The sequence below is a fragment of the Streptococcus sp. WM07 genome, assembly GCF_004570525.1.
Taxonomy (GTDB): domain Bacteria; phylum Bacillota; class Bacilli; order Lactobacillales; family Streptococcaceae; genus Streptococcus.
This window is the reverse complement of the sequence record NZ_SPPZ01000042.1, coordinates 1-17,320: the sequence shown is the minus strand read 5'-3', so window position 1 is coordinate 17,320 and position 17,320 is coordinate 1. Positions and strand designations below refer to the sequence as shown.

General features: G+C 41.4%; 18 protein-coding genes and 1 tRNA gene. 9 read left to right on the top strand and 10 right to left on the bottom strand.

Annotation, left to right across the window (positions count from 1 at the left end):
* The first annotated feature begins 596 nt into the window (after window positions 1-596).
* Window positions 597-956, top strand: coding sequence for a type II toxin-antitoxin system RelE/ParE family toxin (locus E4T71_RS06305; protein ID WP_135038182.1), 360 nt, complete (start codon window positions 597-599; stop codon window positions 954-956).
* Window positions 953-1,243 carry a helix-turn-helix domain-containing protein gene (locus E4T71_RS06300; RefSeq protein WP_135038180.1) on the top strand — a complete coding sequence of 97 codons (291 nt, stop codon included), beginning with the start codon at window positions 953-955 and terminating at the stop codon, window positions 1,241-1,243. Before E4T71_RS06305 ends, E4T71_RS06300 begins: the two co-directional genes overlap by 4 nt.
* A 55-nt stretch (window positions 1,244-1,298) precedes the next feature.
* On the opposite strand, the gene E4T71_RS06295 is transcribed toward E4T71_RS06300, so the two are convergent.
* Window positions 1,299-3,188, bottom strand: coding sequence for a M13-type metalloendopeptidase (locus tag E4T71_RS06295; protein ID WP_135038178.1), 1,890 nt, complete (start codon window positions 3,186-3,188; stop codon window positions 1,299-1,301).
* Between the two features lie 180 nt (window positions 3,189-3,368).
* Between E4T71_RS06295 and tpx the strand changes: the two genes are divergently transcribed.
* The 4 genes from tpx to dusB all read left to right on the top strand — a co-directional run bounded on the left by tpx (window position 3,369) and on the right by dusB (window position 7,252).
* Complete coding sequence (tpx, locus tag E4T71_RS06290; protein ID WP_135038176.1) at window positions 3,369-3,860, top strand: thiol peroxidase; 492 nt, start codon at window positions 3,369-3,371, stop codon at window positions 3,858-3,860.
* 338 nt (window positions 3,861-4,198) lie between these two features.
* Complete coding sequence (locus tag E4T71_RS06285; protein WP_135038183.1) at window positions 4,199-5,236, top strand: YdcF family protein; 1,038 nt, start codon at window positions 4,199-4,201, stop codon at window positions 5,234-5,236.
* 176 nt (window positions 5,237-5,412) lie between these two features.
* A complete protein-coding gene (hslO, locus tag E4T71_RS06280; RefSeq protein ID WP_135038174.1) occupies window positions 5,413-6,285 on the top strand; it encodes an Hsp33 family molecular chaperone HslO in 873 nt (290 codons plus the stop codon).
* Window positions 6,272-7,252 (top strand): tRNA dihydrouridine synthase DusB, encoded by a 981-nt coding sequence (gene dusB / locus E4T71_RS06275; RefSeq protein WP_135038172.1) that lies wholly within the window; start codon window positions 6,272-6,274, stop codon window positions 7,250-7,252. Before hslO ends, dusB begins: the two co-directional genes overlap by 14 nt.
* A gap of 395 nt (window positions 7,253-7,647) precedes the next feature.
* Here dusB and E4T71_RS06270 read toward each other — a convergent pair whose 3' ends face one another.
* The 9 genes from E4T71_RS06270 to E4T71_RS06235 all read right to left on the bottom strand — a co-directional run bounded on the left by E4T71_RS06270 (window position 7,648) and on the right by E4T71_RS06235 (window position 15,206).
* A complete protein-coding gene (locus E4T71_RS06270; protein ID WP_135038170.1) occupies window positions 7,648-7,986 on the bottom strand; it encodes a type II toxin-antitoxin system PemK/MazF family toxin in 339 nt (112 codons plus the stop codon).
* On the bottom strand, window positions 7,980-8,246 hold the full coding sequence (locus E4T71_RS06265; RefSeq protein ID WP_135038168.1) for an AbrB/MazE/SpoVT family DNA-binding domain-containing protein: 267 nt from the start codon (window positions 8,244-8,246) through the stop codon (window positions 7,980-7,982). Before E4T71_RS06265 ends, E4T71_RS06270 begins: the two co-directional genes overlap by 7 nt.
* A 154-nt stretch (window positions 8,247-8,400) precedes the next feature.
* On the bottom strand, window positions 8,401-8,901 hold the full coding sequence (locus tag E4T71_RS06260) for an N-acetyltransferase (RefSeq protein WP_245165712.1): 501 nt from the start codon (window positions 8,899-8,901) through the stop codon (window positions 8,401-8,403).
* A 25-nt stretch (window positions 8,902-8,926) separates the two neighbouring features.
* Window positions 8,927-11,365 carry an ATP-dependent Clp protease ATP-binding subunit gene (locus E4T71_RS06255; protein ID WP_135038164.1) on the bottom strand — a complete coding sequence of 813 codons (2,439 nt, stop codon included), beginning with the start codon at window positions 11,363-11,365 and terminating at the stop codon, window positions 8,927-8,929.
* Between the two features lie 2 nt (window positions 11,366-11,367).
* Entirely contained in the window at window positions 11,368-11,823 is a 456-nt protein-coding gene (locus E4T71_RS06250) for a CtsR family transcriptional regulator (protein WP_135038162.1), read from the bottom strand.
* A gap of 339 nt (window positions 11,824-12,162) precedes the next feature.
* Window positions 12,163-13,206: a translation elongation factor Ts gene (gene tsf, locus E4T71_RS06245; RefSeq protein ID WP_135038160.1), complete on the bottom strand. Its 1,044-nt coding sequence runs from the start codon at window positions 13,204-13,206 to the stop codon at window positions 12,163-12,165.
* Window positions 13,207-13,275: 69 nt separating this feature from the next.
* The gene (rpsB, locus tag E4T71_RS06240) at window positions 13,276-14,058 is read right to left on the bottom strand and encodes a 30S ribosomal protein S2 (protein ID WP_135038158.1); all 783 of its coding nucleotides are present in this window, start codon (window positions 14,056-14,058) and stop codon (window positions 13,276-13,278) included.
* Between the two features lie 221 nt (window positions 14,059-14,279).
* Complete coding sequence (locus tag E4T71_RS09795) at window positions 14,280-14,450, bottom strand: hypothetical protein (RefSeq protein ID WP_167758481.1); 171 nt, start codon at window positions 14,448-14,450, stop codon at window positions 14,280-14,282.
* A gap of 183 nt (window positions 14,451-14,633) precedes the next feature.
* Window positions 14,634-15,206 (bottom strand): hypothetical protein, encoded by a 573-nt coding sequence (locus E4T71_RS06235; protein ID WP_135038156.1) that lies wholly within the window; start codon window positions 15,204-15,206, stop codon window positions 14,634-14,636.
* Window positions 15,207-15,375: 169 nt separating this feature from the next.
* Between E4T71_RS06235 and E4T71_RS06230 the strand changes: the two genes are divergently transcribed.
* The 3 genes from E4T71_RS06230 to E4T71_RS06215 all read left to right on the top strand — a co-directional run bounded on the left by E4T71_RS06230 (window position 15,376) and on the right by E4T71_RS06215 (window position 17,002).
* A tRNA-Cys gene (locus E4T71_RS06230) sits at window positions 15,376-15,446 on the top strand.
* A 545-nt stretch (window positions 15,447-15,991) separates the two neighbouring features.
* A complete protein-coding gene (locus tag E4T71_RS06225; protein WP_135038154.1) occupies window positions 15,992-16,348 on the top strand; it encodes a helix-turn-helix domain-containing protein in 357 nt (118 codons plus the stop codon).
* Between the two features lie 276 nt (window positions 16,349-16,624).
* Window positions 16,625-17,002, top strand: a complete 378-nt coding sequence (locus E4T71_RS06215) for a TM2 domain-containing protein (protein ID WP_135038152.1) — start codon at window positions 16,625-16,627, stop codon at window positions 17,000-17,002.
* Window positions 17,003-17,320 lie beyond the last annotated feature (318 nt).

Sequence of the window (17,320 nt, the reverse complement as noted above, 5' to 3'; positions counted from 1 at the left end):
TCAAAAAGTACTTTAAAGAGAAGTAATCCTCCGTAATTCGTTAGATTTCCACCATCAAAAGAAAAAGTGTTGTTTTTAGAATTGTAATTTGTTAGACTGAACATATGGGTTTCCTTTCTATTTTGATATGGTTTGCGCTTATATCATAAAGGGGAAATCCTTTTTTGTCCAGTAAAAAGTCTCACCTAATGGGTGAAAATCAAAAACTTCCAGAAACCATGATGTATCAGCGATTCTGGAAGTTTTTTTAGTTATGTATGAATAATTTGGGTTAAAAGGTATCAACTACTACATTGGACAAACTTGATAAACAACTAAAACAAAAATTTTTTAAAAACTAACAGTTTGTAATTGACAATCAAAAAATAAGCGTAGAATCTAAAACACACAGCTCCTCTGCGAGCATTGAGAAGACATGGTCCTTTACGGACATCAGCCTGCACCTAGAGGGAGCGGGCTTTTTTCACATTAATAAATGGAATCCCCTTCAGTTAACTCCTAAATTTCCGAATAAATAGTAAAGAAAAAATTCAGAGTTAATAACTTAAAAGTATTTATTTTTGATAACTTTTAAGTTATAATAAAGGAGAGCTGCAGTGTATAACATTTATTTTTATAAAGATAGACAGGGAAAAGAGCCACTTCTAGATTACCTTCGTGATCTTGCATCTAAGGACAGCAAAGACAGTCGTATCAAATTAAATAAGATTAACGACTACATTAAAATCCTTCAGACTGAAGGTACTAGGGCTGGTGAACCATTTGTTAAGCACATAGAGGGGGATATTTGGGAATTACGCCCTCTTAAGGATCGAATTTTCTTTGTTTCCTGGCTTAATAACAGCTTCATATTATTACATCATTTCAGGAAAAAATCTCAGAGGACACCGCTTTCTGAAATTAAAAAGGCTCGGCGGGAACTCAAAGACTTACTAGAAAGAGGGGGAGAAGCATGACAAAGAACACCGCTATAGGAAGCAATTGGCAAGACATCCAGAAGGAACTCCTATCTCCAGAAGAGATTCGAGAAAGCGACTTACGAGTTGCCCTTATGCTGGAATTGATAAGAGCCAGAAATGAACAAGGACTCAGCCAACAAAAGCTCGGAGAACTCGCTGGTGTCAGCCAACCGGTCATCGCTCGGATGGAGACAGGTAAAACCAGCCCACAACTGGATACTGTCCTAAAAGTATTGGCCAGTCTGGGCAAAACACTAGCAGTCGTTCCCCTAGATAAGGCATAAACAAAAAGACATCCGTCTCGATTGGAGACTGGATGCTTTTTTGTTATCGTTGATTTTACCAAATCTGAATGCGGTCAGCTGAATCGCGCCACATGCCGTCTACTTCTGTGACCTGGAAGGTTTGGTGGAAGTCTTCAAAGTTTGGTAGTTGGAGGTTGACTCGGAGTTTGGCTGGTGCGTGAACGTCCACGGCTGCCATCATTTGCATAAATTCTTCCCGACCTTTCATACGCCAGATGAGCGCATGGTTTTCAAAGAAAGCTTGGGCGGAGTAGTCTGGATCTTGCTTAGCAGCTTCTAGGGCTGCTGAAAGACCGCCAAGGTCCGCAACGTTTTCCGACACGGTTAACTTACCATTGACCTTTGCGCCATAGGAATCTTGTCCTTCAAAGAGATCGACCACTTTTTGGGTTCTTTCTTGGAAAGAATCATAATCGGCTTGGGTCCACCAATTATTGAGGCTGCCGTTTTCATCGAAAGAGGCACCGTTGGTATCAAAGGCGTGGGAAATTTCATGGGCAATAACGGCTCCGATTCCACCGTAATTGGCAGAAGAAGATTGGTGTAAATCATAGAATGGAGCTTGTAAGATTGCTGCTGGGAAGACGATTTGGTTCTTCTGTGGATTGTAATAGGCGTTGACCATGTGAGCAGGCATGCCCCACTCCTTATCGTCCACTTCCTGATTCCACTTGGACCAGGCGTGTTTAATGGATACACGTCCCAAGGCTTGCGCATTTTCAAAGAGAGATAGCTCTGAGTCTACTTTCTTAGCTGCATAATGTTTAGGTAGTTCTTCAGGGTAGCCGATATAAGGGCGAATCACATTGAGTTTCACAATGGCTTTTTCCCGAGTTTTCGGACTTAACCAGTCATTGTTCTCTAGGCGACGCTTATAAACTTCAATCATCCGCTGGATCTTCGCTTCCACATCTGCCTTAGCTTCAGGAGAAAAATAGTTCGCAGCATACCAAAGACCCAAAGCTTGACTGAAAGGTCCCTGTGCTAAATAGTAAGCAGCCTTTTTCGAATTCATCGGAACAGGAGTCCCAGAAAGAGCACGACTATAGGCTCCTGACAAGACCCGAATCTCATCTGTTAAGTAGGCATCCGCTTGTAAAATCACATTCAGAATCAAAGACGCCTTCAGATAAGGCCAAGCTTCTTCTGAATAGAAAAGCTCAGCAGCCTGCCAAAAACGCTCTTCTGGTACAATCACCTGCTCCGGTTCTTGACCTAGAATCTCTTGGAAAACATCTCCCAAAGGAAGATCTGGTACTAGAGCCTTAAAATCTTCCCAGGCATATGGGTGATAGAGTTTCGCATACTCAGATGATTCTTCACTAGAAAGCACAACTCCCGCAATCCGTCGGTCCAGTTCCAGGCTCTTATCTAAGAGATCTGCAATTTCCTCCTCCGTCAATGGGAATTTGGCTAGAAGTTCTTCCATAGAAGAACGCCAAAGAGCCAATAACTCATCTTTCTGCGGATGGTCTTCCGCATAATAAGAGGTATCTGGCAAGATCGTTCCAGGCGCATCTGCCCACAAAACATTGATTCGGGCGTTCATAAAGTCCGGAGCGACACCAAATGGAAGGAAATTCGGTGTCCCCGCCATCTCAAACTCCGCCAAACGCTGGCGATAGTCTTCATAGCTCAAATTCTTATACTCTTCTAACAGCGGCAAGACTGGTGCCACTCCCTCCGCATCTCGTTTTTCATAATCCGATGCCAAACGATGAAAAGCTACAAATTCCTGCAAAACAGAATCCTCAGGCAGATTTTCCCCTGCCAACCACTGATCTGTTTTCTCCAAAAACAACTCTTCAATCTCATCCGCCAAGTCCACAAAGGAACCAGTCCGCGCCTTATCTTCAGGTATTACAGCCGTAGCCGCCCACTCACCATTGATTGCATCATAAAAATCATCTTGTAGACGTACCATACGAAACCTCCATTCTTTTTCTACTATCATACCATATTTAAGCAGCTGGGAAGAGGACATGGATGTCAGGGTGAATTCCAAAAAGAACCCTCAACTATTCTTGAATTCCCTAAAACAAATCACCTAATCAGCTTTTTCACCACATTTAAGATAAAATGAAAGAAAAGAAAGGAGTTTCCTATGCCACAATTTCTCGGACAAGAAGTCCATCTTATCGGTAACCGTCTCCAAGTTGGAGATCTAGCCCCGCAGTTTACGCTTCTCAACAAAGATTTAGAAAAAGTCAGCCTCTCCGATTTTGAGGGGCAGAAAAAAGTTCTCAGCATTGTTCCATCCATTGACACCGGTGTCTGCTCAACCCAAACACGTCAGTTTAACAGCTACCTCTCTCAAAAATCCGATACCGTCATTATCACCATCTCGATTGATACTCCCTTCGCACAAGCACGTTGGTGTGGAGTCGAAGGACTCGACAAGGCTGTCATGCTATCGGACTACTTTGACAATTCATTTGGAAAAGCTTACGGTCTTCTCATGGAAGAATGGCATATTCTTTCACGTTCGGTTCTCATTTTGGATGAAAGCAACACCGTTCGCTATGTTGAATATCTTGAAGATGTTCACCAAGAACCTGACTACCAAGCTGCTATCGACGCTTTGGACAGCTTATAACCTACAAAATCCGCTAGATACTAGTGGATTTTTTTCAGCTCTCATCCTTCCAAAATCGTAAGTTTTCCTCTACTTTTTCATGGTATAATTTAAAAAACAAAATAGATAAAGGATAGACCATGAATCAACTGCACTTTCTTATTCTCGGCTGGATTTCAGCTGGTCTTTTTGCCTATTTGAACTGGAAGCAGCCCGACACCAAATATAGTTCCATTTTCTTAGGACTAGCTGGAATTATTCAGGCCCTAATTCCAACCTGGCCCTTGGCCTTGGTATACTCCTTGCTTCTCCTTTGGTATGTCTTTAGACCAGAGCAGGAGCAAATTTCCATCTGGCAAATGTTGCCCTTCTTCTTTTTAACGATTTTAGCGATTCCCAACCCACTTTGTTGGGGTTTCCTCCTCACTTGGTCTTTCTTCCGGGATAATCGCAGCCTGCTCAACCCTATCCTGATGATGATTTTCCTCATTTTCAGCTATTTATACCTAGCATCACTAAGCTATCAGTTAGGCTTTGAAATACTCAGCAATATTTTCACCGGATTCCTCTTCATTCTCCTCCCCCTAATCATTTTAGCTGGTGGTTTTTTCCTCATTTACAATGGTTTCATCCTTCTCCGCAAGGAAGGACGCTCCAAGGCTAACTACTTCTCCCTCTTTCTAGGTGTCGCTGTTGTTCTCTTTTATGTCATGGTCATTATACGGCTGACCTATTATGAATTCTTCATCCAACACCGACTCCTCGATATTCCTTACTACATTGCTATTTACACCTACATCCTTTTTGGAATCACCTTTACCGGATTTCTCATTTATTCTTGGTTGTATTTGCATTTACCCAAAAAGAAAAAATATGACTTTATCATCATCCATGGGGCTGGACTCCTGGGAGGGGAAAAGGTAACACCCTTGCTCCAAAAGCGGGTAGATAAAGCCATCGAAGCCTTTCGCAAGTCCACTAATCCTGCTGTCAAACTCATCGCCAGCGGAGGTCAAGGACCTGACGAAAAAATTAGTGAAGCCAAAGCTATTCAAAACTACATTCTCGAAAGCACAGACATCCCAACAGAAGCCATTATTTTGGAGGATCGTTCGACAAATACCTACCAAAATCTCCTCTACTCAAAGGAATTAGGGGAAAAAGCAGTACCAGAACCTCGTTTCCTCTTTGTCACCAACGACTATCATGTCTTCCGCACTAGTATTTACGCCCAACAAATTGGCATGAAAGGCGACGGCCTTGGTTGTAACACGGCCAGCTACTATATCCCTAGTGCCTTCTTACGAGAACTGGTAGCCATTATCGTTCGTCTTAAGTGGCTCTATGTCACCCTTTATATCCCATTCCTCTTTCTTTTATGGGTTTCCTATTTTTAATAACAGACAAGGAGGCTGGTTTTATTGAGCCAGTCTCCTTGTCTGTTATTTTATTCAGATTTTGAAATAGGTTGGCATTCTAGTTCCAGTTTCGATTAGGATCGTGAGCCAGCATTTTATCAGATAACGAAATTACCAAATACTTAAACTTTCGGATTTTTGCTATAATGGAAGACATGGATACTTTAATCAAAACTACCGCAAAAAATAGTGCTTTTCGCGCTTTTGTAATCGATGCGACTGAAACTGTGCGAGCTGCTCAAGAAGCTCATGAGACAATGGCTAGTTCTACCGTAGCCCTCGGTCGCGCCCTCATTTCCAACTTACTCTTAGCCGCCAATCAAAAAGGCGATACCAAAATGACCCAAAAGATTATTGGGGATTCTTCTTTCGGCCACATTATTTCTGTTGCTGATAGCAAGGGACATGTCAAAGGCTACATCCAAAATACTGGCGTAGACATCAAGAAAACCGCAACAGGGGAAGTCTTGGTAGGACCTTTCATGGGGAATGGCTACTTTATCGTTATTACAGACTATGGAATGGGCAATCCCTACACTTCCACCACTCCACTAATTAGCGGAGAAATTGGAGAAGATTTGGCCTACTACCTCACAGAGAGCGAACAAACACCTTCAGCCGTTGGACTCAATGTCTTGTTGGATGAGAACGACAAAGTCAAGGTGGCGGGAGGCTTCATGCTTCAAGTTCTCCCTGGTGCCAAGGAGGCAGACATTGCTCGCTTTGAGAAACGCATCCAGGAAATGCCTGCCATTTCGACCCTGCTAGCATCTGACGACCATATTGAAGCCTTGCTTGCAGCAATTTACGGGGAAGATGATTTTACCCGCCTGAGCGAAGAACCTGTCGCTTTCCTCTGTGACTGTAGCAGGGAACGGTTCCTAAACGCTTTGGCTAGCTTACCAAATCAAGACTTACAAGAAATGGCTGACCAAGATCAAGGGGCTGAAATCATCTGTCAGTTTTGCCAAAAAGAATATAAATTTACAGATAAGAATTTAGAGGAACTCATCCATGAAAAATCGTAATACACCTTTCAACATTGGAAATGTCGAGATTCCCAACCGGACTATCCTAGCACCAATGGCTGGAGTAACCAACTCAGCCTTTAGAACCATCGCCAAAGAACTTGGTGCCGGTCTTGTGGTGATGGAAATGGTCTCCGATAAGGGAATCCAATACAACAACGAAAAGACGCTCCACATGCTTCATATCGACGAGGGAGAAAATCCCGTATCAATTCAGCTTTTCGGAAGCGATGCGGATAGTCTATCACGAGCTGCAGAATTTATTCAGGAAAATACCCGAACTGATATTGTAGACATAAACATGGGCTGCCCTGTGAATAAGGTTGTGAAAAACGAAGCCGGTGCCAAATGGCTCAAAGATCCAGACAAAATCTATCACATTCTCAAAACCGTTAAATCGCATCTGGACATCCCTCTAACCGTTAAAATGCGGACTGGTTGGGCCGATTCAAGCCTAGCTGTGGAAAATGCTCTAGCTGCCGAAAGTGCTGGTGTAGATGCTCTAGCCATGCATGGACGAACTCGGGAACAAATGTATACAGGGGTAGCTGATTTAGAAACCTTGCATACAGTAGCCCAAGCTCTTACAAAAATCCCCTTCATCGCAAATGGAGATATCCGAACAGCTGAAGATGCTAAACAACGCTTAGAAGTAGTCGGTGCCGATGCCGTTATGGTCGGACGCGCCGCCATGGGAAATCCCTATATCTTCAACCAAATCAATCATTACCTGGAAACCGGTGAACTCCTTCCAGACCTCAGCTTTGAAGATAAAATGCGTATTGCCTATGAACATCTCCGCCGCTTGATCAATCTCAAGGGTGAGTATGTCGCTATCCGTGAATTCCGCGGCCTAGCTCCCCACTACCTCCGAGGTAGCTCCGGCGCAGCCAAACTCCGTGGTGCTATCTCACGCGCAGAAAGTCTAGCCGAAATCGAAGAACTCCTCCAATTGCAAGGAGTTTAAAGATAAAGTAGAGAAAACCTGAACAAAAAGAACCAAACATCTCTATTACCAAACTATACACCCCAATCGTTAGGCATAAAAATCTGACGAATTGGGGTGTATTTTTATGAAATCATCCTTTGAAAATAAAGCTGAAATTTATTCCCTGAATCTCAACGACTCGTTTCCCTTGAGTATGCTCTCCCAAATAAGGAATGTTTTACGGCTATAAATCAGACTTTAAAAGTAGAGAGGAGCTAGTAATGATCACGATTATAACAACAAACAAAGTCAAGTAACATTAAAAGGACTGAGCCCTGTGTAATACAGGATTCAGTCCTTTCAATAATTATTTCCAACTTTTAAAGATCAGTTCACAAGAAAAGGTTGAGACTAGATTTTTATGTCTAGCTGCATTATGAAACTAGATCAAATAATAATTTATACTTAGCAAGAATTTCCTTTAATTCGGATTTACTAAGTGATTCTTCTACTTTGGTGACACCTCTCGCACGCAGATCCAATGCAATAGTCTGATCAAGCATAACCTTCCCTTTTACCTTTTCACTCGTTTTTAGTGTATGATAGGTCGGGTAGGTTCTAGTTGTAGTCGAGATAGGAGCTACAATTGTTAAGCCACTAAGCTCGGTCACCAAATCGTGACTCAAGGCAATCGCAGGTCTACTATTTTTCTGCTCATGATCAAGACTTGGGTTAAAATTAACAAAGAAAATATCACCTTGTGTCACTACCATTCCACTTCTCCCCCTTGAGCTGGTCCCCACTCTAGTTCTCCCTGCCGAATCCCATCATCTTCCCAATTAGCAAATAATTCATGAATCGTAGAAGGCTGTTGGTTCTCTGGTGTTAGAACAATTGATTGATCCTTAATCGAAATCGAAAATTTTTGATTTAAATCAATGTCTAAAGCTTTCAAAATACTAGATGGTATTCTCGTTGCCTTTGAATTTCCCCATTGAGAAAGAGTTGTATATTCTTGAATAATCGGTTCCATAGTACACCTCCTCAATGAAAGTATATCCCAAGTATATCCTATTGTCAAAAGAAAATCAAAAACCATCAGTATTTTTTACTCCCTCTAAAAATTCCCTCATCTTCTTATTCGAAAAAGACAAGATTGACATTTCTTCAATCTTGTCTTTTTTTCATTATAAGCTTAGTTCCTTCAGGTACAAGAGGTCTGTTTGCACATCATCCCCCATCACAAAGTTATGCTGACCCACTTGATGGAAGCCGTTTTTCTGGTAAAACCCAAGAGCTGGTTTGTTATGCTCCCAGACGCCCAACCAAATAGCGGTTTTTCCTAATGCTCGAGCCTGTTCTAGGGCGAAATTCATGAATTCTTGCCCCAAACCTCGACCCTTGTAATCCGGGTGAATATAAATCCGCTCAATCTCCATACTATTGTCATGAATGGATTCCGTCTGAGCACTTCCAATGTTGAGACGAAGATATCCGAGCAACTTCTCGCCTTCTTGATAGAAATAGTAGGCCACTTCTGGATCCTGCAGCTCTTTCTCTAGCCGTGGAAGAGCATAGGCCGTATCTAGATGCTCTTGCAAATTTTCTTCAGAAGTTGTCCCTTGAAAAGTATCTCGATAAGTAAGACAACTCAGATCTCGGAGAATCGCAGCCTCCTCGAGTATCACTGTTCTAATCACCTACTGTCCTTTCTTAATGTTGAATGTCCATTTTTAGCTCCCCAGCCTTGACCCCAATCTTCATCGTGGAACCTGGTTTCAAATCCCCAGCTAGAAGATACTCAGACAAGGGATCTTCCACCAAAGTTTGAAGAGTTCGACGAAGGGGACGGGCTCCATTTTCTGGATCATAACCTTTTTGCGCCAAAAGTTTAAGAGCACTTGGCTGGAATTTCAAGGTCACATCCTTGGCTGCCAAAGCTGCAATCATCGGCTTAACCATTACTTTGACGATTTCTTGCATTTGTTCGGCCGTGAGGCTATGGAAGACAACCTTTTCATCAATACGATTCAAAAATTCAGGGCGGTAAGCCTTTTTCAATTCCTCAAACATTCGTTTTTCCATACTTTCATGGTCAAAGCGCAGGTCCCCTGCGCCAAAACCAACAACCTTGTCATCACGAAGAGCCGTTGCACCTAAATTGGAGGTCATGATAATCAATGTATTGGAAAAATCAACCTTGCGACCACGGCTATCCGTCAGAACTCCGTCATCTAGAACCTGCAAGAGCAAGTTGAAGATATCTGGATGAGCTTTCTCCACCTCATCAAAGAGGAGAACCGAGTAAGGACGATTCCGAACCTTCTCCGTCAACTCACCCCCCTCTTCATAACCAACGTAGCCTGGAGGAGCTCCATTAAGACGACTCGCTGCAAACTTCTCCATATATTCACTCATGTCAAAACGAATAAGAGCTTCTTCATCATCAAAAAGCAATTCCGCCAAAGCCTTGGCCAACTCCGTTTTTCCGACACCCGTCGGACCTAAGAAAAGGAATGAACCAATCGGACGTTTTCCGGTTTGTAGACCTGAACGATTACGTCGAATAGCACGACTAATAGCTGAAACAGCCTGGTCTTGCCCAATCACACGCTTGTGTAACTCTACTTCCAAATTCAAATACTTCTTAGCTTCCGTATTCGACAATTTTTGCACCGGAATGCCAGACAAGCGACTCAAGGTCTGCAATACATCCTCAGAGGTTACCCGGTGCTTGAAAACGACCGGTTTCTGGGCTTCTTTCACCAGTTTTTTAACCTTGGTAAATTCTTCATTCATCAAGGCTCTATCCAATTCCGTCAAACCATTTTTATCATATTCAGAAGTTCGCAAACTTCGATTTTGTACCGTTGCAGCTGCCTCATCCAACAAATCGATGGCTGAATCTGGTAAGCGTTTGGCAGTCAGGTAGCGCTTGGCAGTTTGAACAGCTGTTTTCAAGGCCTCATCCTCAATGGTGACCTGATGATGTTCCTCATAACGCGGCCGAAGTCCTTGTAAAATCGCAAGAGAATCCGCTTCTTTCGGCTCTTCGATAATGACCTTAGCAAAACGACGAACCAAGGCTGCATCTTTTTCAATATGCTTCTGGTATTCCTCTTGTGTGGTCGCCCCAAGAGTACGAAGGTTGCCTCGTGCTAGGGCTGGTTTAAGAATATTAGCCGCATCCAAGGTCGAGTCAATTCCACTACCAGATCCAATAATTGTGTGGAGCTCATCGATAAAGAGAATGATATTCCCTTCCTTCTCGATATCATCAATAATATTGTTCATCCGCTCCTCAAAGTCCCCACGGAAACGAGTACCTGCAATAACATTCATCAAGTCCAATTCCATAACCCGCATATCTTGGAGGGCTACTGGAACTTGACCTGCCACAATCCGTTGGGCCAATCCCAAAGCTAGAGCGGTCTTACCAACCCCAGAATCTCCAACTAGCACAGGATTATTTTTAGTTTTCCGACTCAAGATGTGCACCATCCGGTCAATCTCTTCCTCACGACCAACAACGGGGTCTAATTGACCTGCGCGTGCTGCGGCAGTCAGATCACGACTATAGTCCTCTAGACCTCCACTTTGAGTAGGAGGCATCCCCATCATATTAGCCATTTGTTGAGAAGTCGGCCGGCTACCACGGAAAAAAGTGCGGATCGACTTAATCTCATCCTTCGACCAACCTGCACGTGCCTCAATATCCTTCCGCAAATCTTGAAGTTTTTTCGATTCTTCCTTGTCTTCTGGATCAAAGCCAGAAGCGTAGAGAAGTTGAGTTGCTAGGGATTCTCTTTCTTTTAAAAGGACAAGAAAAATATGCTCCGTCCCCAATTCATCCTCACCTAAGTGCTGGGCCAACGCTTCCCCTCGTTCAAAAACCTTTTCCATCAAAGGGGAAAAAGGAAAAATGGTCATTTCCTTGCGTTCCCGATAAGGATAACCGACAATCTCCCCTGCCTTTTCTTCCAAAAGATCTAGATTAATCGGTGCATCTTTAAAGGCAGACCCTACAATACTATAAGGGTTTACTAAAAATCCGGTTAGAAGATGCCAAGTCTCTAAATGATCCCGACCATAATTATTAGCAAAAGCATGAGCCACTTCAAGGGTCTCAATCAATGCATTTGAATACTTCATTCTTATCCTCTTCTGTCAATTTCTTTAAGTAATTGTCGCATCATCTGGGTCCGTAGACGAGGGCCATCGGAGCCAAGGACACTATCCAAGGCAACCGCCAGCAGCCAAGTAGCTTCCCGTCTTTCCAAAATCCCTTCTTCGACTAGGAGCAGTAAGATATCTTCATAAACTTGCTCACTTAATTGGGAGGCCAATTTATCTTGGAGCTCCAATAACAGCTGGTGATGGTTGGAGTAAGAGATTCGGCCAATTCGAATATAGCCACCACCCCCACGCTTACTTTCAACAATGTAGCCCTTGCTTTCTGTAAACCGGGTCTTGATAACATAATTGATCTGGCTTGGAACCACTTGAAAGAGTTCCGCTAATTCACTCCGCTTAAGTACCGCCATATCCATCTGCTCCAAAAGCTGTTTGATATGTTCTTCAATATTATCGGAGGTATTTCTTGCTACCATGGAAGTCCTTTCTAATTTGGTAAGCATTCCATCCTAGTAACTTGGTCTCCCAAAGTACTTATTCGTAAAAGAAACGAAAAAATGAAATCTGACTATCTTTGACTTTTATTATATCCTAATTTCTGCAAGATTAAAAGGACTAAAAAAGATGTTTAAATCAAAAGTCAAGATTAAACGTCACACTCTAGAACTAGCAATTGCTTCCAATTTGAATAGGATTCAAATCTTCACATTTTGGATTATAAACATGGTTCCCAATAATAAAAAAGGCAGGGCTCTAGTCCCCGCCTTCTGTTTGGAAACTCAATGAATTTCCCAAAAGTAACCATTATCTAAAAACTAGTCTTGACCAAGAGCAGCAGCCATTGTTGCAGCAACTTCTGATTCAAAGTCATTTGAAGCTTTTTCGATACCATCTCCAACTTCAAAACGTGCGAATGCAACAACAGATGCATTTACTGAATCTAGGTAAGCTTCAACAGTTTTGCTGTCATCCATGATGTAGACTTGTGCAAGAAGTGTGTAAGCTTGGTCAACTTTCGTATTGTCAAGCATGAAGCGATCCATTTTACCTGGGATGATTTTATCCCAGATTTTTTCTGGCTTACCTTCAGCAGCCAATTCTGCTTTGATAGCTTCTTCTGCTTGTGCAATTACATCATCCGTCAATTGAGCTTTTGATCCATATTTCAAGAATGGAAGTGCTGGTTTGTTAACCATTGCACGACTTTCATTGTCTTGCTCGATAGCGTGGTTCAATTGTGCCAACTCATCTTTCACGAATTGCTCATCCAATTCTTTATAAGAAAGAACCGTTGGTTTCATCGCAGCGATGTGCATAGATACTTGCTTAGCAAGTGCTTCGTCACCACCGTCGATAACAGAGATAACACCAATACGGCCACCGTTATGTTGGTAAGCTCCAAATGCTTGTGCATCTGTTTTTTCCAACAAAGCAAAACGACGGAATGAAATTTTCTCTCCAATTGTTGCAGTTGCATTGACGTAAGCTGCTTCAAGTGTTTCACCTGAAGGCATTACCAAAGCAAGTGCTGCTTCGTTATCTGCTGGTTGACCTTCTGCAATCACTTTCGCAGTTTCGTTTACCAAGTTTACGAATTGTTCATTTTTCGCAACGAAGTCTGTTTCTGCGTTCACTTCAACAACTGCAGCAACGTTACCGTTTACGTAAACACCTGTCAAACCTTCTGCAGCAACACGGTCAGCTTTCTTAGCTGCTTTCGCCATACCTTTTTCACGAAGAAGTTCAATCGCTTTTTCGATATCACCCTCTACTTCAACCAAGGCTTTTTTGGCATCCATGACACCAGCACCAGATTTTTCACGTAGTTCTTTAACAAGAGCGGCTGTAATATTGGCCATTTGAGCTTTCCTCCAAAATTTTTTTAAAAAAGGACAGGACGGAGGTCACTGCCCTTTGGGGTTACAAGATTATTCGTTTGATCCTTCAACAACTTCAACGATTTCTTCGATTGAATCTGCTTGTCCTGCTGCAGCTGCCATTTTAGCTTCAACAGAAGCAACGCTGTCTTCACCTTGACGACCTTCTATAACAGCATCAGCCATTTTCGCAGTGATCAATTTAACCGCACGGATAGCGTCATCGTTAGCAGGGATGATAACATCAATATCATCTGGATCAGTGTTTGTGTCGACCATCGCTACAACTGGGATACCCAATTTTTTAGCTTCTTTCACAGCGATTTGCTCTTTGTGTGGGTCAACGACGTACATTACGTCAGGAATACGTGGCATATCTTCGATACCACCCAAGAATTTCTCAAGACGTGCACGTTGTTTGTTAAGAAGTGCAACTTCTTTCTTAGGAAGAACTTCGAAGACACCTTCTTCTTCCATACGTTTGATTTCTTTCAAACGAGCAACACGTTTTTGGATAGTTTCCCAGTTTGTAAGGGTTCCACCCAACCAACGGTGGTTGATGTAGTATTGACCAGCACGTTCTGCTTCTTCTTTAACAGCGTCAGCAGCTTGCTTTTTAGTACCAACAAACAAGATGATTGCATCTTCTGCAGCTGCATCACGCATAAAGTCGTAAGCTTGGTCTGCAAATTTAACTGTTTGTTGCAAGTCAATAACGTGGATTCCGTTACGCTCTGTAAAGATGTACTTAGCCATCTTAGGATTCCAGCGACGAGTTTGGTGACCAAAGTGTACACCAGCCTCAAGAAGTTGTTTCATTGAAATTACTGCCATAAGTATTTCTCCTTTAAAATGTTTTTTCCTCTTTTGAATTTCAACTTGCAGAACGACCCGAAGGCAACCCCTCCCACAATTCATTCAAAATGAGTATTTGTTGCACAGCAACTCCTTTATTATAAAGAATTTCTTTGTAAATTACAAGAGAAATATTCGCTATTTAGCACGATAAAGAATTCCTTTTTCAAATTCTTCTTGTGACTCTGCACAATTGGGCTTCAAATAAATTCGTTCACATGACTTATCTGACGATAACCCAGAATAGATACATTTGTTAGAACATAGTGGTAGCTAATCGAACTAATGTAATTCTCCGCTAAGGTCCAAAGCCCCATCCCCTTATGATGTATCCCATCACTAACTGTCAAGGTATTCCGTTTAATAGACATCGTTCCATACCGTTGACTACTCCACTCTCCATTACTTGTTACAGCAACACGAGCTATCTTTTCATAATCTTCCAGAACTTCTTGATAAGACCGATGCTGTCAATCCCCAGTAAAAATCGTAGATCCCGCCATGCTCTCCAAAATCACTACCTGAACAATGCTTTTCTTTTTTCAGAATTTTCGCTAGTTTCTATAAAAAATATACGGTTCAAAAGCTTCCTGCGGAGCATCATATTGTGGCTGGATAAAAATCCGATCCCTTGTTTCATCTGACACATAAGTCCGCACACTTGTGGCCAACGGCTGACCTGCAGGTACATAATAGTAGACAGGTGGACTAGCTACAACTTCGGCAAGCGTCCAAGTTCCCTCTCCTAATTGCTTAACGGTAAAAGAACCCGTACCATTCGTCAATGTCCCCCCATCCACTGTAAAGGAACCCATTGCACTTGACCAAGAACCCTGAATAACAGGAATTGTTGTACCACTTGTAGCCTCACCAACAGCCGAAGTTTCTTCTTGCCTAGAAGAAGAGACACTAGCTTCTTGACTAGACTTTTCAGCCTGAGAAGTACTTGTTTGGGATTCTACCATCAATTCTGTACTTGAACTTGCTTTGGTAAAAGAAGCATCCTTTTTAGCTGACGATGCTACTTGTTTTTGACTGGATGAAGTGCTTGGCTCAGCCTCTTTCTTTTGACTACAAGATACCAAAACCAAACTTGCTAATGCTAAAACCATGATTTTCTTGTTCATAAAACACCTCTATCTATAAAAAAATCGGAGAGTCCGTCTAAACTATTCCCTCGATTCCTATCTATTTAGTACAAATCTAGTATACTAATAATCAGATATAAGAGCAAGAAAAAGCCGAAAGTTGGCAGTTGACGTCCATCACAATTTAGTGTAGAATATTCTTTGTTGCGGCGGTATAGCCAAGTGGTAAGGCACGGCTCTGCAAAAGCTTGATCGTCGGTTCAAATCCGTCTACCGCCTTTTTTATCCCTATTTAACAGGATTTATACTGATGAAAAGCCCGAAAAATCGGGCTTTTTTGATTTTTGAATAGGATAAATACGGATAAAAGCTAAAAATATTTCGGACGAATTAAAAATTCGAAACACCAGAGATTGGGCAAGAACTATACACCTTAGCAAATAGGGATAACATATGTCCGAATTTTTCCAAATAATACTCATCGTAACCATTGAAGCTATCATTAGCTGGTTGGTAGCTCGTTGGTTAGACAACCACTTCAATAAGTAGCACTTAGTTAGTGTTAACTAACCCCAGAAAGTAAAAAAATTAGAAAAACACATAATTTCTTGAAAAATTTTAAAACTAGTTTTAAAATTAAATCATGGAATAACAACGTTTTAAACACTAATAAAACATTTAAATAGTAGAGTTTAGCGACCATCTGTATTTAATTTTTAGAATGTTTTTAACTTCGTTTTTTACTAACTTAATCATCTTACAAAAACTATTTTAAGTCTAAATTAGAATAGTTTTGTCAATCTCTTAGAAAGGTTGATAAATCAATGTCTGTAACATTTGAAAGGATTAAAGGTTTAGCCTCTAAGCAAGGTTTATCCTTAAATCAATTGGAAAATAGATTAGGAATAAGCACTAATTCTCTTTACGGAATTAAGAAGGCAAATCCTAAATCAGACCGCTTACAAGAGATAGCTAACTACTTCAACGTTAGTACCGATTACCTTCTAGGACGAACTGATAACCCAAATATCGCTGACGATAGCACCGCAGGCTCTTCTGACATCGAGGTGGAGAACCTAGCAGATAACGTTATGATGTTTGGCGGTCGGGAACTCACCGACGAAAAAAAGAAAATTATTCAGTCTATCATTGAAGGATACCTCAAGGAAGCTGAAAAATAGGGGAATTTATCTCACCGAAAAAGACGTCATCAGCCAGTTTGGAATCACCATCCGTGATTTCAATGGCGACCTGATGCCTGACGAATTAGGGTTTTACGACCCTGAAACAAATGTCGCTTTCCTAATATAATTAACGAAATGTAAGCTAAGGAGATTGCTATGAAAAAGATTATTAAAGCTAATGGTACCTAGGTTGTTATTTTTGATGAAGTTACAAACGAATACAATAAATTCCAACCATCTGATTTCGATTTTGTTCCTCAGGTAGGAGACCTTGTGGAAGTACACCAATTTGATGGTGAGATAATTATCAATAAAATCAAAAATCCATCGTCTGACGATAAAATCAACATCAACATTATTAGCGAAAACAAGAATGAAAATAATAGTATTAACCAAAACACTAACATGAATACACTTGTGGACGTATTCGTATCTCAAGGAACTGGAAAACGTGTAAACAAATGGATTTATGTCACTCTTGCGATTTTATTAGGAAGCATCGGAGCTCATCATTTTTATACAGGAGATACAAGAAGAGGAATGTGGTATCTTCTACTTTCATGGACAATGGTTCCAGCTCTATTCGGTTTTTTTCAAGGACTATCTGCTGCATTTCAACCAGCTGATGAACTAGGTATGATTATCGTTTAATCTCCACCTAAAATAGTACCGATGTAAATAATATTCATGTGTTTTGTTAGGAATAAAAATTAACAATCAACGTGCAACGTCTGATCCACATAAAAAGCTGGCTAGAGAGTGTTATTATGAAAAAGAAAAATATTTTATTTATGGCGACCGTTGCTTTATTAGGTACTTCCTTCGTAGTGGAACAATCTTTATTTATACTAATTCAGAATCAAAATTAGCAGATATCCATTCTCTACGGACAATAGATTGTAATTGACTAGTTGATAGATTTTGAATGACTTCTTGAAGCTGATCAATGACATCATCCAATGTTTTAAT